Here is a 15,849-nt window from a genome sequence, read left to right as displayed (position 1 = left end):
GGAGGTGTCCATGCAGCTGCGGCTGTTCGCGATCGGGCTGGCGATGATGGTGGCCGGCACCTGTGCCGAAGCGGGCGACCGGGCGCTGAGCGTGCCCTGCGCCGAAGCCGGCGCGCTGGAACTGTCGGTGCCAGACGACTGGGCGGTGGACATCCGCCGTCATGACCCGCGCATGCCGCCCACGGTCACGCTGGCCGCACCCGACGGTCTGGCGCAGTGGGTGCTGACGCCGGTATGGAAGGCGGCCGACCGCAAGCCGCCGTCGACGCCGGCGGAAATCCGCTCCCGGGTCCAGCGCACCGCGGAAACGCTCGGCGCCGGCGCAAGCCCGCTGCGCGAACTGCCCGGCGGTCTGTACTTCGACGGCGCCGCCGGCCAGACGCCTGATCCCTATACCCGGCTGCGCCAGGGCATGCTCAAGGTGGGCGAACTGACGGTGAGCTTCACCGCGATGAGCGCCGACACCCGCGCCGCGGATCAGGATCAGCTGCTGAACCGGCTGGGCACCGCAGTACACCGCGCGCCCTGAGCGCGGGCGGTCAGGCCGCCACCCACAGCTTCCACAGCATGCGCGCGGCGAGCGCGACCAGCAGGATGGAAAAGATGCGCTTGAGCGTGGCCACCGGCACCCGGTGCGCCGCGCGCGCGCCCATCGGCGTGGTGAGCAGGCTGGCCGCGACGATGGCCACCAGCGCCGGCAGGTGCACATAGCCGATCGCCTGGGCGGGCAGATGGTCGGCGTGCAGGCCGTTCCAGATGTAGCCGGCAGTGCCGCCGAGCGCGATCGGCAGGCCGAGCGCGGCCGACGTACCGATGGCGTTGCGCATGTCGCGGTTGCACCAGGTCAGGAAGGGCACGGTCATCGCGCCGCCACCCACCGCCACCAGCGCGGACACCATGCCGATGCCGCTGCCGGCGACGATCAGCCCGCCGGTGCCCGGCAGCTGGCGCGAAGGCTTGGGCTTGATGCCGATCAGCATGTTCAGCGCCACGTAGACGACGAACACCGCGAAGAACAGCGACAGCGTCTGGGTCGATACCAGCCGGGCGATATGGGTGCCGGCCGCGGTGCCGATCAGCACGCCCACCGTCATGCTGCGCACCGTGGGCCAGTCCACCGCACCGTGCGCGTGGTGGGTGCGCAGGCTGATGATGGAGGAGCCGACGATGGCCGCCATCGAGGTGCCCAGCGCCAGATGCAGGATGTGGTCGGGCGTGACCTGGATCTGCTCGAACAGCATGACCAGTATCGGCACCAGCAGGGTGCCGCCGCCGATGCCCAGCATGCCGGCGAAGAAGCCGGCCACCGTCCCGAGCGCGAGACAGGCGAGCACGAATCCGAGGTCGGGGAAGAACATGGTGGTGCGCCGCAAAAAGAACGAGGGGGCGCTATCTCAACACAAAAACAAGCGGGGCGCCCGCAGGCGCCCCGCTGTGTCGCACAGTCGATGACGGTGCTCAGCCGTCGATCGACAGCTTGCCCTTCTTGTCCGACAGCGTGCGCGCCAGCAGCGACACCAGCGCATACACCGCGTCGATGTTAGGCGTCGGGATGCCGGTGATGCGACCCAGTTCGCGCACCGAACCGACCAGCGCCTCGAATTCCAGCGGGCGACCGGCTTCGACGTCCTGCAGCATCGAGGTCTTGTGCGCCCCCACCGCTTCAGCACCGGCGATGCGCTTGTCCAGACCGATCTTGAACTCGACGCCCAGCTTCTCGCCGACCGCCTGCGCTTCGCGCATCATGTTGGCGGCCAGTTCGCGGGTAAGCGGGAAGCGGCAGATGTCTTCCAGCGTGGCGTGGGTCAGCGCCGAAATCGGGTTGAAACTGAGGTTGCCCCACAGCTTCACCCACATTTCGGAACGGATGTCCTTCGACACCGGCGACTTGAAACCGGCGGCGATCATGGCCTGCGACAGCGCCTCGATGCGCGGCGAACGCGAACCGTCGAGTTCGCCCAGCGTGAAGCGGTTGCCCTCGATCAGCTTGATCACGCCCGGCTCGACCAGCTCGGACGCCGGATAGACGACCGAGCCGATGACACGCTCGACCTCGATATTGGCGGCAACGATGCCTTCCGGGTCGACCGAGGTGACCGGCGTACCTTCGTACTCGCCGCCCAGCTTGTGGAAATACCACCAGGGGATGCCGTTCTGCATGGTCACCACCAGGGTGTCCGGACCGAACAGCGCGCGCATGTCGGCCGCCACGTCCTTCACCTGGTGCGCCTTCAGCGTGAGCAGGACGACGTCCTGCACGCCGGCATCGCTCATCTTCTGCACGCCGCGGATGTTCGGCGCGTCCTCGACCGTACCGTCTTCCAGAATGAGCGACATGCCCTTGGCCTGGATGGCGGCGAGGTTGGGGCCACGCGCGATGCAGGTCACGTCATTGCCCGCGCGGGACAGCTTCACCGCGAGGTAGCCACCGATGGCGCCGGCGCCAACGACTGCAATCTTCATTGTTTCGTCTCCTTCGATGTAGCGCGGCGGAGCGCCCGGTCAGGACGTTCCGCCGCCTGTGCCGCGCCGCCGTCGTGCGGCGGGCGGCGGTGTTTCGGATCAGTCGCGACCGCGCAGGTAGTGCTTCAGCGCCGGCACGATGGGCCACAGCAGCATCACGAAGGACAGGCTCATCAGGCCCGCCACCAGCGGATTCGCCCAGAAGATGGACAGGCTGCCCTGCGACAGCAGCATGGACTGGCGGAAGCTCGATTCGGCCATGTCACCCAGCACCAGCGCGAGCACCAGCGGGGCCAGCGGGTAGCGCAGCTTCTTGAACAGGTAACCGAACACGCCGAACACCAGCATCATGATCACGTCGAAGATCGAACTGTGCACCGTGTAGGCGCCGATCGCGCAGATCACGATGATGACCGGACCGATGACCGAGAACGGGATGCGCAGGATGGCCGCCCACCAGGGCACCGTGGTCAGCACGACGATGAGGCCGACGATGTTGCCGAGGTACATCGAGGCGATCAGGCCCCAGACGAAGTCCGGCTTTTCCTGGAACAGCAGCGGACCCGGCTGCAGACCCCAGATCAGCAGGCCGCCCAGCAGCACCGCGGCGGTCGGCGAACCCGGAATGCCCAGCGTCAGCATCGGCAGCAGGGCCGAGGTTCCGGCGGCGTGCGCCGCGGTTTCCGGCGCCACCACGCCTTCGACGTTGCCCTTGCCGAACGAGTCCTTGTCCTTCGCGCCGCGACGGGCCAGACCGTAGGCCATGAAGGAGGCCGGCGTGGCGCCACCCGGGGTGACGCCCATCCAGCAGCCCACCAGCACCGAGCGGATCGAGGTCCGCCAGTAGCGCAGCAGTTCCTTCCAGGTCTGCAGCACGATGTTGAGCTGGATCTTCGCGCTCTTGCCCTTGAAGGCCAGACCTTCTTCCATCGTGAGCAGGATTTCGCCGATGCCGAACAGGCCGATCACCGCGATCAGGAAGTCGAAGCCCTTGAGCAGTTCGGGGAAGCCGTAGGTCATGCGCAGCGTGCCGGTCACCGTGTCCATGCCCACCGCGGCCATCGCGAAGCCGAGCGCCATCACCGCCAGCGTCTTGGCCGGTGGCTCCTTGCTCATGCCGACGAAGGAACAGAAGGTGAGCATCTGCACCGCGAACATTTCCGCCGCACCGAACTTCAGCGCGAACTTCGCAACCAGCGGCGCGAGGAAGGTGATCAGCAGCACCGCGAAGAAGGCGCCGACGAAGGACGACGTGAACGCCGCGGTCAGCGCGGCACCGGCCCGCCCCTGCTGGGCAAGCGGAAAACCGTCGAAGGTGGTGGCCACCGACCACGGTTCACCCGGAATGTTGAACAGGATGGACGTGATCGCCCCGCCGAACAGCGCGCCCCAGTAGATGCAGGACAGCATGATGATGGCGGACGTCTGGTCCATCGAGAACGTCAGCGGCAGCAGGATGGCGATGCCGTTGGCACCACCCAGGCCCGGCAGCACGCCGATCAGGATACCCAGCGTGATGCCGAGCACCATGAAGCCCAGATTGGGCAGGGTCAGCGCAACGCTGAACCCGTGCAGCAGGTTGTTGAGTTCTTCCATCTCGATCTCGGACGTGAGTTGTTCTGTGTTTCAGAGGCCGAGCATCTGCTCGATCGGCCCCTTGGGCAGCGGCACGAGGAACCAGCGCTCGAACAGCATGAAGGCAGCCAGCGGCACGCCGACCGACGTGAGCACGGTGCCGATGACACCGAACTTGCCATGCACCTTCATGAAGTAGGCAATCAGCACGAAGGAGGACACATAGAGGCCCAGATACACCACCGCCACGATGTAGATGGACAGCGGCACCAGCATCTGCATGACCGACTTCAGCTCGACCCAGCTCGCGAACTGCGGCTGCGGCTTGCTGATCCGGGCCAGCGCACCGATCAGGATCCAGCCGCTCGAAACCAGCAGGATGCAGCCGATGTAGAACGGGAAATAGCCTGCCTGCGGACCTTCACCCTCTTCCCAGCCGGTACCGATGCGCATGCTGTCGGACACGACGATGACGCCGACGGCCAACAGGAAGAGCGCGACCAGAATTTCCGGCCAGCGGTTGGAGAGGCCGGCTTCAGCGGCGTCCTCGGATCGCTCCATCATGAATCTCCAGAATCAAAAAACAGGAAGGGAACATCTTTGCGGCGCATCGAAACGAATACGGGCGGGGATGACCCGCCCGTATGCATTGCCACTGCAGCCGGGATTACTTGGCCAGGAAACCTGCTTCCTTCATCAGGCCGTAGTGCATGGCTTCGGTCTTGCCCAGCCAGTCACTGAATTCCTTGCCGCTCATGAAGGTCTGCTTGAACGCGCCCTTCTTCATGAACTCGGCCCAGTCCGGCGTCTCGCGTACCTTCTTGAACAGGTTCACGTAGAAGTCGACCTGGTCCTGGGTCACGCCCGGCGCCAGGAAGATGCCGCGCAGCATCAGGTACTCGATCGGCACGCCCGCGCTCTTGCAGGTCGGGATGTCGGCCCAGGACTGGGTGGCGGTCACCTTCTCGTTGTACGGCAGCTTTTCGCTGTCCATGATGCACAGCGGGCGCAGCTTGCCGCCGCGCCAGTGAGCTTCCGCCTCGATCGGGTTGTTCACCGTCGAGTTCACGTGGCCGCCGACCAGCTGAACCGCGACGTCGCCGCCGCCCTTGAACGGCACGTAGGTCATCTTCTTGCCGGTCGCCTTGTCGATCATCGCGGTAATGATCTGGTCTTCCTGCTTCGAGCCGGTGCCGGCCATCTTGAAGGTGTTGGCCGGCTTGGCCTTCACGTCGTCGATGTATTCCTTGGCGGTCTTGTACGGCGCGTCGGCATTCACCCACAGCACGAACTGGTCGAGTGCCAGCATCGCGCCCGGGGTGAGGTCACGCCAGTTGAACGGAACACCGGTCGCCAGCGGCGTGGTGAACAGGTTCGACAGGGTGATGATGATCTTGTGCGGGTCGCCCTTGGCGCCCTTCACTTCCAGAAAACCTTCCGCGCCGGCACCGCCGGACTTGTTCACGACCACCAGCGGCTGGGCCATCAGCTTGTTCTTGGCCACGATGCCCTGGATGAAACGGGCCATCTGATCGGCACCGCCACCCGTACCGGCCGGCACCACGAACTCGACCGGCTTGGTCGGTTCCCACGCCTGGACGGCGCCGGTCAGACCGATGGTTGCAATGGCGGTCACGAGGGCACGGCCGGCCCACTTCCCGAATTTGGTCATGTGCATGTCTCCTTTTTTGTGAAAAACGGTACTGCGCGGAAGGGAGAGTGCCTGTCAGCCACCCAGGCCCAGTTTCTGGGCGAGACCGATGCGTTGCAGCTTGCCGGTCGCACCCTTCGGGATTTCGTCCATGAACAGGATCTTGCGCGGCACCTTGAAATCGGCCAGTCGCGTCGCGGCGAAGGCGGAGATTTCCTTGTCGGTGGCCTGCTGGCCTTCGCGCAGCACGACGACCGCGCCCACTTCCTCGCCCAGCTTCGGATGCGGAATGCCGAAGGTGACGACCTGCGCCACGGCGGGGTGATCCATCAGGACTTCATCGACTTCGCGCGGGGAAATCTTCTCGCCGCCGCGGTTGATGATTTCCTTCAGGCGGCCGGTCAGCGACAGATAGCCTTCGGCGTCCTTGCTGCCCTGGTCGCCGGTGCGGAACCAGCCGTGGGTGAAGGCTTCCTTGTTGGCCTTCTCGTTGTTCTCGTAACCCGGCGTCACGTTGGCGCCGCGGATCACGATTTCGCCGATCTCGCCGGCCGGCAGGATGTTGCCATCGTCGTCCATGATCTCGACTTCCGGACCGGCGGCCAGACCGACCGAACCCGGCTTGCGGGCGCGCGGCGGCAGCGGGTTGGACGCCATCTGGTGCGAGGCTTCGGTCATGCCGTAGGCCTCGATCAGCGGCGCGCCGAAGGTTTCTTCCAGCTCGCGGATGACCTGGGGCGGAATCGACGACGACGAAGAGCGCATGAAGCGCAGCGGATTGCGCTCGATGATTTCCTTGTTGCGCGAAGCGCGCGACAGGATGGCCTGGTGCATGGTCGGCACCGCGGTGTACCAGGTCGGGTGCGCTTCATCCATCAGCGAGAAGAACTTCAGCGCGTCAAAACCCGGCGTGCAGAACACCGAAGCACCGGCGGACAGCGGCGCCATGATGCCGGCGATCAGGCCGTGGATATGGAACAGCGGCATGATGTTCAGGCCGCGATCCTTTTCGGTGAAGGCCAGCGTGGCGCGGATGTTCTGCGCCGAGGCGGACACGTTGCGCTGGGTCAGCGGAACGATCTTCGGACGCGAGGTCGTGCCCGAGGTGTGCAGCACCAGCGCAACGTCATCCGCCTGGGCCGAACCGCCGTTGGCGGCCGGCGCGACGGTGGCCGCGTCACGCGGTTCGAGCGAGAAGTCGCCGGCGGCTTCGTTCGCCACCAGATCGATCACGCGCACGCCCAGCTTCTGCGCGACCTCGATCGCCGGCGACACGCTGCCGCGCTCGACCACCAGGGCCTTTGCATTCAGGTCGGACAGGTAGAACTCGAATTCCTCGGCGCGGTAGCCCGGGTTCAGCGGCGCGGCGGTGGCACCGGATGCAATGCTGATGAAGGAGCTGGCCATGTCCGGGCCGTTCGGCAGGACGATGGCGACGCGGTCATTGCGACCGATGCCCAGTTCATTCAGTCGTGCAACGGTGCGCGACATCAGTGCGCGCAGGTTGCCGAAGCTCAGATCGGTGCGCGCGGGCGCGGACAGCGCCACTGACGAATCGGCACCGTTGGAAAACAGCTCGGCAAGCGTGGAAATACCGGACATACAGACTCCGAAAAGCTCAATAGAACGAAGGAACGGACGGGTGCATCCGGACCGCGACAGGCCCGCATGCGTCGTATGGACGCACCGGACGGTATGGGCGACCGAGTCTTTCCGAGTTTGAACGCTGGTTCAAGACGCGGCGCCGCAAAACGGTCTGCTCCAGCAAAGCTGGCGCAGCAGAAATCTTCAACGGAGCACTGTGTAACAGATGCGCTACACAGACAGACCCTGGCAGGGTAGCCAGGGCAAGGAGAGAAGGCCGCTTCTGGCGGCCGGGTCCGTCAGCCCGGGGTGTCGGGAGACGGACCGTATTTACTGCTTACTGCGAATTGGGGACCCCCGCGCATGTCGCTAGGCCGGCATCCTGAACCGGGGGTTCAGAGCGGCCGCGTTCCTGCCACATCAGGCACACCCGCGAGGGGTGCGCACAACAGCGGCGTCGATGGTTCGCGACCTCATGCCAATGAGACATTGGTTCAAGGAATCTATGACCTTGGCGAACACCGCAGGGGATTGATACGCAAGGACTTTCACCTTGCCGCAATCGCCTCTAGAAGAGCTTTTCCTGTGCGGAAAGCGCTTCGTCGATACGCGACTGCATAGCGTTGATTCTACGCCGCAGCGGCACCAAATCAACACCGCCTGTCGCCTGCATCTGAAAAATTTCGTGCGCGAGGTTCAGTGCGCACATCACCGCCAGACGCTCGCCCGACGCGCGCGTGGCCTCGGCCAGATCGCGCATGCGGCGCTCCACCAGCTCGACCGACGCGTTCAGCGCATCGCGCTCGCCTTCGCGGCACTGCACCCGGTATTCGCGACCGAGTATCGTGATTTCGACCAGATTGGAATCGCTCATTCCTGCGGCAGCCTTTCCAGAAGACCGCTCACCTTTTCGCGGGCCGCGGCGACCTTGTCGCCCAGCACCTTGTTCTCGCCTTCGAGCGCCGCGACGCGATTGCGCAGGACGATGTTTTCGTCATGCAGCGCGCGGAAGCGACCGAGCAGAATGTCGAGCCGGTCGCCGAGCTGGTTGATGTCGTGATCCATCGGCGAACTATAGGTGCGCGCCGGCGGAACGGTCAAGACGAGGCGGCGCAGCGTCGTCCGGCGGCGCGGTCTTACAATCCGCATTCCTATTGCAGAGGGCTGGAGCGTGCGCGAACTGATACTGGGCGGGGCCCGCAGCGGCAAGAGTGCCTATGCCGAGCGCCGGGCCGCCGACAGCGGCCTCGAAGTGGTGATGGTGGTGACCGCCGAAGCCGGCGACGGCGAAATGGCCGAGCGCATCGTCCGCCATCGGGCAAACCGGCCGGCGGACTGGGCGGTGGTCGAGGCGCCGCTCGGCCTGGCGCAGGCGCTGCGTGACACCGCTGCACCTGGCCGCTTCGTGGTGGTGGACTGCCTGACGCTGTGGCTGTCCAACCTGCTGATGGATCTGGACGAGCAGCGCGGCGCACCGCTGCCCGCGCGCTTCGTCCGGGAGCGTACCGCCCTGCTCGACACCCTGCCCGGCCTGCCCGGCCATATTGCGCTGGTGTCGAATGAGGTCGGCTGGGGCGTCGTGCCGATGGGCCGGCTGTCACGCGTCTTCGTCGACGAAGCCGGCCGGCTGCATCAGGCGATCGCCGGCGTGTGCGAACAGGTGACCCTGGTCGCCGCCGGCCTGCCGCTGCACCTGAAGCAGCCGTGAAGCGGCTCTGGCTGGTCCGGCATCCGCAGGTCGCCGTGCCGCCGGGCATCTGTTACGGGCGCACCGATGTGGCACTCGCCGCAGCGCCGGACGCGATGACCGCCGCGCTGCGGGCCTGCCTGCCCGGGAATTTCGGCCTGCTGAGCAGTCCGCTGCGACGCTGCGCCGAGCTTGCCCGCCTGCTGCACCCCGCGCCGCGCTTCGATGCCCGCCTGCAGGAAATCGATTTCGGCGATTGGGAAATGCAGCGCTACGAGGCACTGCCGCGTGCGGACATCGACCGGTGGGCAGCGGACGTCTGGGGCTTCCGCCCCCCGGGCGGCGAGTCGGCCGGCGACATGGCACGGCGGGTGGACGCGGCCTGGGCCGAGCACCGGCACGATATTCAGGTGGTGGTGGCGCACGGCGGACCGCTGAAAGTGATTGCCGGGCGCCTGCTGGATCTGCCGCAGGCGGCATGGCTGGACATCCGCTGCCCGCAGGGCGGGTGGATTGAATTGCGCCACGACGGCCTCAGATGGCAGCGGACCGGACAGGAGTTCGACGAGCCCGGCGCGCGCGCCGGGGTCGGCGGGGCATGACCCGACACCGATCGCCAAAAGAAAAAGCCACCCTTCCGGGTGGCTTTTCCGGATGCTGCGGTGACCGCGCTGTATCAGCGGCTGGCTTCGGCCTTCTCGACCCGCTTGTCGGCGGACGATTCGGCGACGCGTGCGCTGTCCACCTTGCGGGTGAACACCCAGCGCGACGGGGTCTTCACGAAAGCGTAGCCGGTGGGCGCGTCGATGAACACCTTGTAGTCTTCGGGGTGTCCGACCGCGCCGGACGACACCGAAGCTTCGGTAGCGGCCGAGGCGCCGAGCGTGGCGATCGCGAGTGCAGACGCGAGAGCGATGCGGAGTGCAGTGGTTTTCATGGTGAAGCTCCTTGCAAGTTGAAAAGCAGAAAATGCTGTCGTTGAGTTCAATGTAGTGCAGCGCAGCAAACGTTTCAACCCCGCACCAGAAAGCCATTTGCGCCAGATCAAGTAAGAATTTTTTGCGGCGCATCACAGTGCATTCCCGACGTTACACAGTGCTCCAGACTCACATTTTGCAACGATGACGACCCCGCTTCCGTCATCCCATGAACGCAACACCATGAACGAACTGTTCCGCCTAAGTGATCCGCTGGACCTCTACCTGATACGCCACCCGAAGCCGGCGGTGGATCCGTCGCTGTGTTACGGCGCGGTCGATCTTCAGCTCGCGGAGGACGTCGGGGCCGTGGCCGACCGGCTGGCGCCTCATTTGCCTGCGGATGCGCGGGTGGTGAGCAGCCCGCTGACGCGCGCCCGGCTGCTGGCGGAGGCGCTGGCGCCGCAGGTGACGACCGACGCGCGACTGGTCGAGCTCGATTTCGGCGAATGGGAGATGAAGCCGTTCGCCGACATCCCGCCCGAAGGCTTCGACGTGTGGGGACGCACGCTGATCGATTTCCGCGCGCCCGGCGGCGAGCTGTATGCCGACATGGCGGCGCGGGTGTGGGCGGCGTTCGAAACGCACCGGGCGGGCGCCGGCGCGCTGGTCATCGTCGCGCACAATGGCCCGATGCGGGCGCTGACCGGCACGCTGCTCGGCCTGCCGTCCAATCGCTGGCTGAATCTGGAATTCGAATTCGGCCGCCTCACCCACCTGACGATCGGCCCACTCGGCCCCAAACTGCGGTCGATGAACCGCTAGCGGCGTCTTTCAGTAAGGGCGCGACGCCCTCGTCGCGACCGGGCGCCCGTCCGCCAGCCGCCCCCTCACCAACGCGTTTCACCGCACGGCGCTGCGACCGAAACACCCTGCCGCTGACGGAAAAGCGCGCGATCCGGGATAATCGCGGCTTCTCCGCCTTCCGTCCGCCATGACTTCACCCCAGGTTTCCAGCCGCGCGCTCTATGCGCGCCTGCTCGGCTATGTGCGTCCGTACTGGATCGCCTTCGCCGTTTCCGTCGTCTGCATGGCGCTCACCGCGGCGGCCGAGCCCGCCTTCCCGGCCATCATGAAGGCGCTGCTCGACGGCGGTTTCAACGGCCAGGACCCGGATGCGATCTGGTTCTACCCGCTGGCCATCGTGCTGCTGTTCGTGGTGCGCGGCATCTTCGGCTTCATCGCCGACTACGCCTTCGCATGGGCGGCCAACAACGTGGTGCTGGACCTGCGCCGCGCCATGTTCGGCCGGCTGCTCGCGCTGCCCACCCGCTTCTTCGACAACCAGTCGTCCGGCGCGCTCATTTCGAAAGTGGCCTACGACGTGCAGGGCGTGACCCAGGCGGCCACCAACGTGATCACGGTGTTCGTGCGCGATTCGCTCACCGTGCTCGGTCTGCTCGCCTGGCTGCTGTGGCTGAACTGGACGCTCACCCTCATCGTGCTGGGCATGCTGCCGCTGATCGCGCTCATCGTGCGGCTCAGTTCGCGCCGCATCCGCGAATCCGCCCGCGGTGCGCAGACCGCGATGGGCAGCATCGCGCACACGCTGGAAGAAACCATCGAGGCGCACAAGGTGGTGAAGATCTTCGGCGGCCAGGACTATGAAATGGGTCGCTTCGAAGCTGCCTGTCGCAAGCAGCGCCGGCAGAACATGCGCAACATCGTGGCCGCCTCGCTGGTGTCGCCGATGACCCAGGTGCTCACCGCGGTGGCGCTGGGCATCGTGATCGCGGTCGCGCTGAACGACTCGGCGGCACAGCGCACGACGGTCGGCGGTTTCATGGGCTTCGTCACTGCCATGCTCATGCTGCTGGCACCGCTGAAGCGGCTGACCGACGTCAACGCGCCGCTGCAGCGCGGCCTGGCGGCGGCGGAAAGCGTGTTCCAGCTGATCGACCAGGACGCGGAGCGGGACGCCGGCACGATAGAGATCGCACGCGCGCACGGGCGCATCGACTTCGACCAGCTCGGCTTCGGCTACCCGGACCGCGAACAGAAGGTGCTGCAGCGTTTCGACCTGTCGATCGCGCCGGGCGAGACAGTGGCGCTGGTCGGCGCCTCCGGCTCCGGCAAGACCACGCTGGCCCACCTGCTGGCGCGCTTCTACACGCCGACCTCGGGCCGCATCCTGCTCGACGGGCACGACATCCAGAACGTGAAACTGGCCAGCCTGCGCGCCAACATGGCGCTGGTGAGCCAGGACGTGGTGCTGTTCAACGATTCGGTCGCAGCCAACATCGCCTACGGCGCGATGCGCGGCGCCAGCCGCGAGGACATCGAGGCGGCCGCGCGCGCGGCGCAGGCCTTCGATTTCATCCAGGCCATGCCGGAAGGCTTCGATACGCTGATCGGCGAGAACGGCGTCAAGCTGTCCGGCGGACAGCGGCAGCGGCTGGCGATCGCACGCGCGCTGCTGAAGGACGCGCCGGTGCTCATCCTGGACGAAGCCACCTCGGCGCTGGACACCGAATCGGAACGCCAGGTGCAGGCGGCGCTGGAGGTGCTGATGAAGAATCGCACCACGCTGGTGATCGCCCACCGGCTGTCCACCATCGAGCGCGCCGACCGCATCGTGGTGATGGACCGCGGCCGCATCGCCGAAATCGGGCGGCACGCCGACCTGCTGGCAGCCGGCGGCATGTACGCCAACCTCTACAACTCCCAGCTGGGCGGCGGCGAACAGCCGGGCTGAAGGTTCAGCCGGCCATCAGCCTGTCGAGTTCGGTCGCGATGCGGGCCCCGGTAAGGACCGGATCGGCATCCGCGTGGCGCGCGGCCAGTGCGGCAGCCGCCTGCGTGAACGACGGTTCATCGAGCAGCCGGCGCAGCAGCGCCGGATAATCCACCGCCTTGCTGCCCGGCGCTACCGCCAGACCGAAACCGCCGTCGGCGATGCGGCGCGACACCATGTACTGCTCCATGTGATTGGGCAGCGTCAGCTGCACGCAGCCGGCCAGTGCCGCCGCACTCACCGTGCCGATGCTGGCGTGGGTGATCACGACGTCGGCGTCGCGCACCACCGGCGACATCTTGACCGGCTGCGACTCGAAGCGCAGCCGCGGGCCGGCAAGCCGGGCGACCGCATCCGGCGACAGCCCCTTGGCATGGACCAGCGCGCGCAGGCCGCTGTCGCGCAGCGCGCCCATCACCGCGTTGAAATCCGCATGTTCGGGTGACAGATAGGCGAACACACGCGGCCCGTCACCCGCCGGCCACTCCGGATCAACGCCGCTGTCGCCGACGAAGCTCGGTCCGACCATCTCCACCGTGTCGTCGTAATCCGGATAGTGGGCCAGCTCGGGCAGCGTGGCCGCCAGGCAGCGCACACCGTCGAACAGCGCGGTCAGACGGTGCATGGGCGCTTCACCGAGCAGTTCGAGCGCACGGTTGGCCGGCGCCAGCAGCGTGGCGTCGCTGCGCGCGCACAGCTGCACTTCGTCGTGATTCCAGTAATTCATCGCCGGAAACACATCGCGATGCGGCGGGATCTCGAAACAGTTGCCGATGGCCGCGACCGGCACGCCCCGGCCACGCATCGCGAGCATGGCGGTGGGCGCGTGGTCGCACACCAGCAGATCGGGCCGGTACAGGTCGAACAGTGCCCGCCAGGCCGAAACAAGACCGGCCAGACCGCCGGCATCGAGCCAGCCCGCGGCCGCCAGCACCGCGGAATAATTGACCAGACGCGGCGGATTGACCATGCGCGGCAGCCATACCGGCGACTGCAGGATGGGAAAGCCGTCCGCGACCACGCGACCATGGGCGCGCGCCAGATCCTTCAGCGCGAACGCGACCTCGTGCCCCCGCTCGCGCAGACCGCGCGCGGTGATGAGCATGCGGTCGATATGACCCATGTTTGCGCCCAGCTCCCAGGCCATCAGTACGCGGCTCATTCGGTGGATTCCTGTCGCCCGTTTTTACACAGCTCCGGATTCATCGGATACGGATCATGCCAAACCATTGATTTAACGATTCGTTAACAATTAGGCACGCTTCTTGTTAAGGAACGCGCGGTCGCATCCTACAGGACTCAAACAACATGAAAGTACGTCTTCATACCCGCCCGACGCTGATGGCGGTATCGCTCGCATTCTGGCTGGGCCACGCACCGTTCGCCGCCGCAGCCCCGCTGCTCGGCGCCAGCACCACGGCCAGCAGCAATGGCAACGTCGGCGTCGAAAGCACCTACGCCTACCCCGGTTACCAGAACAGCAGCACCTACGCGTGGAGCGGCAGCTATGATTCCGCATCCGGCTACGCCTTCTCTTCCTCGACCGGCGCCTATGCGGTATCGAGCTGGGCGCAGGGCTACAGTGGCAGTGGCACGGCTTTCGCCAGCTTCCTCAACACCGTGGTCAATAACAGTGCTGTCGCCCAGCACTACACGCTGAGCTTCAAGATCTACGGCGGCTCGCTGTCCACCAGCGCCTACGCGACGCTGGACCCGGACGAATACCTGCGCGCCGACTACGCGGCCTCGATCAAGGTGAACGGCCAGAAGGTGTGGTTCTCATCGGCCGGCATCGCCAACATCGGCGGCACCACCAGCTTCACCAAGGCCGGCACCGACCTGAATTCGGGTGACGATGGCAGCGACGGCTACTACAGCTGGGGCAGCAGCTACGTGACCGTGGATCTGGGCATCCTGGATCCGGGCGAGTCGCTGGACGTGCTGGCGGAACTGAGTGACAGCGCGCTGAGCAATGTCGGCGTCTACTCGTATTCCGGCAGCGGCGGCTATGACGGCTACGGCGGTTATGGCGGCTACGACTACTGCGGTTACGGTGAAGTGGCGACGCTGGCTGCAGCCACCACCGACACCGGCCTGGTTGAAGGCTGCGTCGCTTCCAAGGGCAATGCGAGCGCCTTCTACGGCGACCCGTCGGAAATCGACGCCGACCCGCTGGCGTTCGCGGTCACTGCGAACGCCGTACCGGAGCCCGGCAGTCTGGCGCTGCTGGCGATGGCCGGCGGCGCAGCCGCCCTGGCCCGCCGACGCCGCCGCGACAGCTGACGCCGGCGCGCTGAAAACAGAAATGGCACCGCAAGGTGCCATTTCTGTTTGACGGGTCGTATCGCGCCACCACGCGACAGACCGATCAGCGTTCGACGAAGGCGCGCTCGATCACGTAGTCGCCCGGTTCGCCGATCCCCGGGGAGATGACGAAGCCGCGCGCGTCCAGCAGATCGGCGGTGTCCTTGTTCATGCTCGGGCTGCCGCAGATCATCGCGCGGTCGGTTTCCGGGTTCAGCGGGGGCAGGCCGAGATCGTCAGTCATCTTGTTGCTGATGATGAGATCGGTCAGGCGGCCGCGGTTGCGGTAGGGCTCGCGGGTGACGCTGGGGTAGTAAAGCAGCTTCTCGCGCACCATCTCGCCGAGGAATTCGTCGTTCGGCAGCTGGTTCTCGATGTAGTCCTGATAGGCCAGTTCGTTCACGTGGCGCACGCCGTGGAACAGGATGACCTTGTCGAAGCGCTCATAGGCTTCCGGATCGCGGATCAGGCTCAGGAAGGGCGCCAGGCCGGTGCCGGTGCCGAACAGATACAGGTGCTTACCGGGCTTCAGGTCATCCAGCACCAGGGTGCCGGTGGGCTTGCGACCGACCAGGATTTCGTCACCCGGCTTCAGATGCTGCAGCTTGGAGGTGAGCGGGCCGTCCTGCACCTTGATGCTGAAGAACTCCAGGTGTTCCTCGTAGTTCGCGCTGGCGATGCTGTACGCGCGCAGCAGCGGCTTGCCGCCGGTTTCCAGACCGATCATGACGAAATGGCCGTTGCGGAAGCGCAGCGACGGATCACGCGTGGTCTTGAAGCTGAACAGGGTGTCGTTCCAGTGGTGAACACTCAGGACTTTTTCGGGGGCGACGGCAGCCATGGCGATTGAAGAAGAGTCGGAAATTGAAGGGAT

The 15,849-nt window shown here is 66.0% G+C and carries 17 protein-coding genes and 1 other RNA gene; 6 read left to right on the top strand and 12 right to left on the bottom strand.

Going from position 1 to position 15,849, the window contains the following annotated elements:
* The first annotated feature begins 10 nt into the window (after positions 1–10).
* Complete coding sequence (locus METUNV1_RS09965) at positions 11–529, top strand: hypothetical protein (protein ID WP_008061316.1); 519 nt, start codon at positions 11–13, stop codon at positions 527–529.
* A gap of 10 nt (positions 530–539) precedes the next feature.
* On the opposite strand, the gene METUNV1_RS09960 is transcribed toward METUNV1_RS09965, so the two are convergent.
* The 9 genes from METUNV1_RS09960 to METUNV1_RS09920 all read right to left on the bottom strand — a co-directional run bounded on the left by METUNV1_RS09960 (position 540) and on the right by METUNV1_RS09920 (position 8,374).
* On the bottom strand, positions 540–1,358 hold the full coding sequence (locus tag METUNV1_RS09960) for a sulfite exporter TauE/SafE family protein (protein WP_008061315.1): 819 nt from the start codon (positions 1,356–1,358) through the stop codon (positions 540–542).
* Between the two features lie 100 nt (positions 1,359–1,458).
* Positions 1,459–2,463, bottom strand: a complete 1,005-nt coding sequence (locus METUNV1_RS09955) for a 2-dehydropantoate 2-reductase (RefSeq protein WP_008061314.1) — start codon at positions 2,461–2,463, stop codon at positions 1,459–1,461.
* 99 nt (positions 2,464–2,562) lie between these two features.
* Positions 2,563–4,059 (bottom strand): tripartite tricarboxylate transporter permease, encoded by a 1,497-nt coding sequence (locus METUNV1_RS09950; protein ID WP_008061312.1) that lies wholly within the window; start codon positions 4,057–4,059, stop codon positions 2,563–2,565.
* Between the two features lie 30 nt (positions 4,060–4,089).
* Complete coding sequence (locus tag METUNV1_RS09945; protein WP_008061299.1) at positions 4,090–4,599, bottom strand: tripartite tricarboxylate transporter TctB family protein; 510 nt, start codon at positions 4,597–4,599, stop codon at positions 4,090–4,092.
* Between the two features lie 106 nt (positions 4,600–4,705).
* Positions 4,706–5,710, bottom strand: coding sequence for a Bug family tripartite tricarboxylate transporter substrate binding protein (locus METUNV1_RS09940; protein ID WP_008061296.1), 1,005 nt, complete (start codon positions 5,708–5,710; stop codon positions 4,706–4,708).
* Positions 5,711–5,764: 54 nt separating this feature from the next.
* Complete coding sequence (locus tag METUNV1_RS09935; RefSeq protein ID WP_008061294.1) at positions 5,765–7,291, bottom strand: acyl--CoA ligase; 1,527 nt, start codon at positions 7,289–7,291, stop codon at positions 5,765–5,767.
* Between the two features lie 332 nt (positions 7,292–7,623).
* A non-coding RNA gene (gene ssrS / locus METUNV1_RS09930) (6S RNA) lies at positions 7,624–7,806 on the bottom strand.
* 35 nt (positions 7,807–7,841) lie between these two features.
* Positions 7,842–8,147: a cell division protein ZapA gene (locus tag METUNV1_RS09925; RefSeq protein WP_008061286.1), complete on the bottom strand. Its 306-nt coding sequence runs from the start codon at positions 8,145–8,147 to the stop codon at positions 7,842–7,844.
* Positions 8,144–8,374 carry a hypothetical protein gene (locus tag METUNV1_RS09920; protein WP_232416324.1) on the bottom strand — a complete coding sequence of 77 codons (231 nt, stop codon included), beginning with the start codon at positions 8,372–8,374 and terminating at the stop codon, positions 8,144–8,146. Before METUNV1_RS09920 ends, METUNV1_RS09925 begins: the two co-directional genes overlap by 4 nt.
* 70 nt (positions 8,375–8,444) lie before the next feature.
* On the opposite strand from METUNV1_RS09920, the gene cobU reads away from it, so the two are divergent.
* Both cobU and cobC read left to right on the top strand, forming a co-directional pair.
* Complete coding sequence (gene cobU, locus METUNV1_RS09915) at positions 8,445–8,981, top strand: bifunctional adenosylcobinamide kinase/adenosylcobinamide-phosphate guanylyltransferase (RefSeq protein WP_008061277.1); 537 nt, start codon at positions 8,445–8,447, stop codon at positions 8,979–8,981.
* Entirely contained in the window at positions 8,978–9,562 is a 585-nt protein-coding gene (gene cobC / locus METUNV1_RS09910) for an alpha-ribazole phosphatase family protein (RefSeq protein WP_008061276.1), read from the top strand. The genes cobU and cobC overlap by 4 nt, the downstream gene beginning before the upstream one ends.
* Positions 9,563–9,636: 74 nt before the next feature.
* Here cobC and METUNV1_RS09905 read toward each other — a convergent pair whose 3' ends face one another.
* Entirely contained in the window at positions 9,637–9,897 is a 261-nt protein-coding gene (locus METUNV1_RS09905) for a hypothetical protein (RefSeq protein WP_008061275.1), read from the bottom strand.
* A 223-nt stretch (positions 9,898–10,120) separates the two neighbouring features.
* On the opposite strand from METUNV1_RS09905, the gene METUNV1_RS09900 reads away from it, so the two are divergent.
* Positions 10,121–10,702 carry a histidine phosphatase family protein gene (locus METUNV1_RS09900; protein WP_008061273.1) on the top strand — a complete coding sequence of 194 codons (582 nt, stop codon included), beginning with the start codon at positions 10,121–10,123 and terminating at the stop codon, positions 10,700–10,702.
* Between the two features lie 169 nt (positions 10,703–10,871).
* Entirely contained in the window at positions 10,872–12,632 is a 1,761-nt protein-coding gene (gene msbA / locus METUNV1_RS09895; RefSeq protein ID WP_008061271.1) for a lipid A export permease/ATP-binding protein MsbA, read from the top strand.
* 4 nt (positions 12,633–12,636) lie between these two features.
* Here the strand turns inward: msbA and METUNV1_RS09890 are convergent, their stop codons facing one another.
* Positions 12,637–13,833: a glycosyltransferase gene (locus METUNV1_RS09890; RefSeq protein WP_008061270.1), complete on the bottom strand. Its 1,197-nt coding sequence runs from the start codon at positions 13,831–13,833 to the stop codon at positions 12,637–12,639.
* Between the two features lie 146 nt (positions 13,834–13,979).
* On the opposite strand from METUNV1_RS09890, the gene METUNV1_RS09885 reads away from it, so the two are divergent.
* Complete coding sequence (locus tag METUNV1_RS09885) at positions 13,980–14,954, top strand: PEP-CTERM sorting domain-containing protein (protein ID WP_008061268.1); 975 nt, start codon at positions 13,980–13,982, stop codon at positions 14,952–14,954.
* An 85-nt stretch (positions 14,955–15,039) separates the two neighbouring features.
* On the opposite strand, the gene METUNV1_RS09880 is transcribed toward METUNV1_RS09885, so the two are convergent.
* Entirely contained in the window at positions 15,040–15,816 is a 777-nt protein-coding gene (locus METUNV1_RS09880) for a ferredoxin--NADP reductase (RefSeq protein ID WP_008061267.1), read from the bottom strand.
* Positions 15,817–15,849: the final 33 nt, after the last annotated feature.

It is taken from the genome of Methyloversatilis universalis FAM5 (genome assembly GCF_000214035.2).
In the GTDB taxonomy this organism is placed as follows: Bacteria; Pseudomonadota; Gammaproteobacteria; order Burkholderiales; family Rhodocyclaceae; genus Methyloversatilis; species Methyloversatilis universalis.
This window is presented reverse-complemented; position numbering and strand designations above follow the sequence as displayed.

What these genes read in the sequence shown, in the direction of transcription:
- METUNV1_RS09890 (WP_008061270.1), bottom strand. Translation starts at nt 13,833, where the DNA reads ATGAGCCGCGTACTGATGGCCTGGGAGCTGGGCGCAAACATGGGTCAT.
- METUNV1_RS09885 (WP_008061268.1), top strand. Translation starts at nt 13,980, where the DNA reads ATGAAAGTACGTCTTCATACCCGCCCGACGCTGATGGCGGTATCGCTC.
- METUNV1_RS09905 (WP_008061275.1), bottom strand. Translation starts at nt 9,897, where the DNA reads ATGAAAACCACTGCACTCCGCATCGCTCTCGCGTCTGCACTCGCGATC.
- METUNV1_RS09960 (WP_008061315.1), bottom strand. Translation starts at nt 1,358, where the DNA reads ATGTTCTTCCCCGACCTCGGATTCGTGCTCGCCTGTCTCGCGCTCGGG.
- msbA (WP_008061271.1), top strand. Translation starts at nt 10,872, where the DNA reads ATGACTTCACCCCAGGTTTCCAGCCGCGCGCTCTATGCGCGCCTGCTC.
- METUNV1_RS09955 (WP_008061314.1), bottom strand. Translation starts at nt 2,463, where the DNA reads ATGAAGATTGCAGTCGTTGGCGCCGGCGCCATCGGTGGCTACCTCGCG.
- METUNV1_RS09940 (WP_008061296.1), bottom strand. Translation starts at nt 5,710, where the DNA reads ATGACCAAATTCGGGAAGTGGGCCGGCCGTGCCCTCGTGACCGCCATT.
- METUNV1_RS09925 (WP_008061286.1), bottom strand. Translation starts at nt 8,147, where the DNA reads ATGAGCGATTCCAATCTGGTCGAAATCACGATACTCGGTCGCGAATAC.
- METUNV1_RS09880 (WP_008061267.1), bottom strand. Translation starts at nt 15,816, where the DNA reads ATGGCTGCCGTCGCCCCCGAAAAAGTCCTGAGTGTTCACCACTGGAAC.
- METUNV1_RS09945 (WP_008061299.1), bottom strand. Translation starts at nt 4,599, where the DNA reads ATGGAGCGATCCGAGGACGCCGCTGAAGCCGGCCTCTCCAACCGCTGG.
- METUNV1_RS09950 (WP_008061312.1), bottom strand. Translation starts at nt 4,059, where the DNA reads ATGGAAGAACTCAACAACCTGCTGCACGGGTTCAGCGTTGCGCTGACC.
- METUNV1_RS09935 (WP_008061294.1), bottom strand. Translation starts at nt 7,291, where the DNA reads ATGTCCGGTATTTCCACGCTTGCCGAGCTGTTTTCCAACGGTGCCGAT.
- METUNV1_RS09900 (WP_008061273.1), top strand. Translation starts at nt 10,121, where the DNA reads ATGAACGAACTGTTCCGCCTAAGTGATCCGCTGGACCTCTACCTGATA.
- METUNV1_RS09965 (WP_008061316.1), top strand. Translation starts at nt 11, where the DNA reads ATGCAGCTGCGGCTGTTCGCGATCGGGCTGGCGATGATGGTGGCCGGC.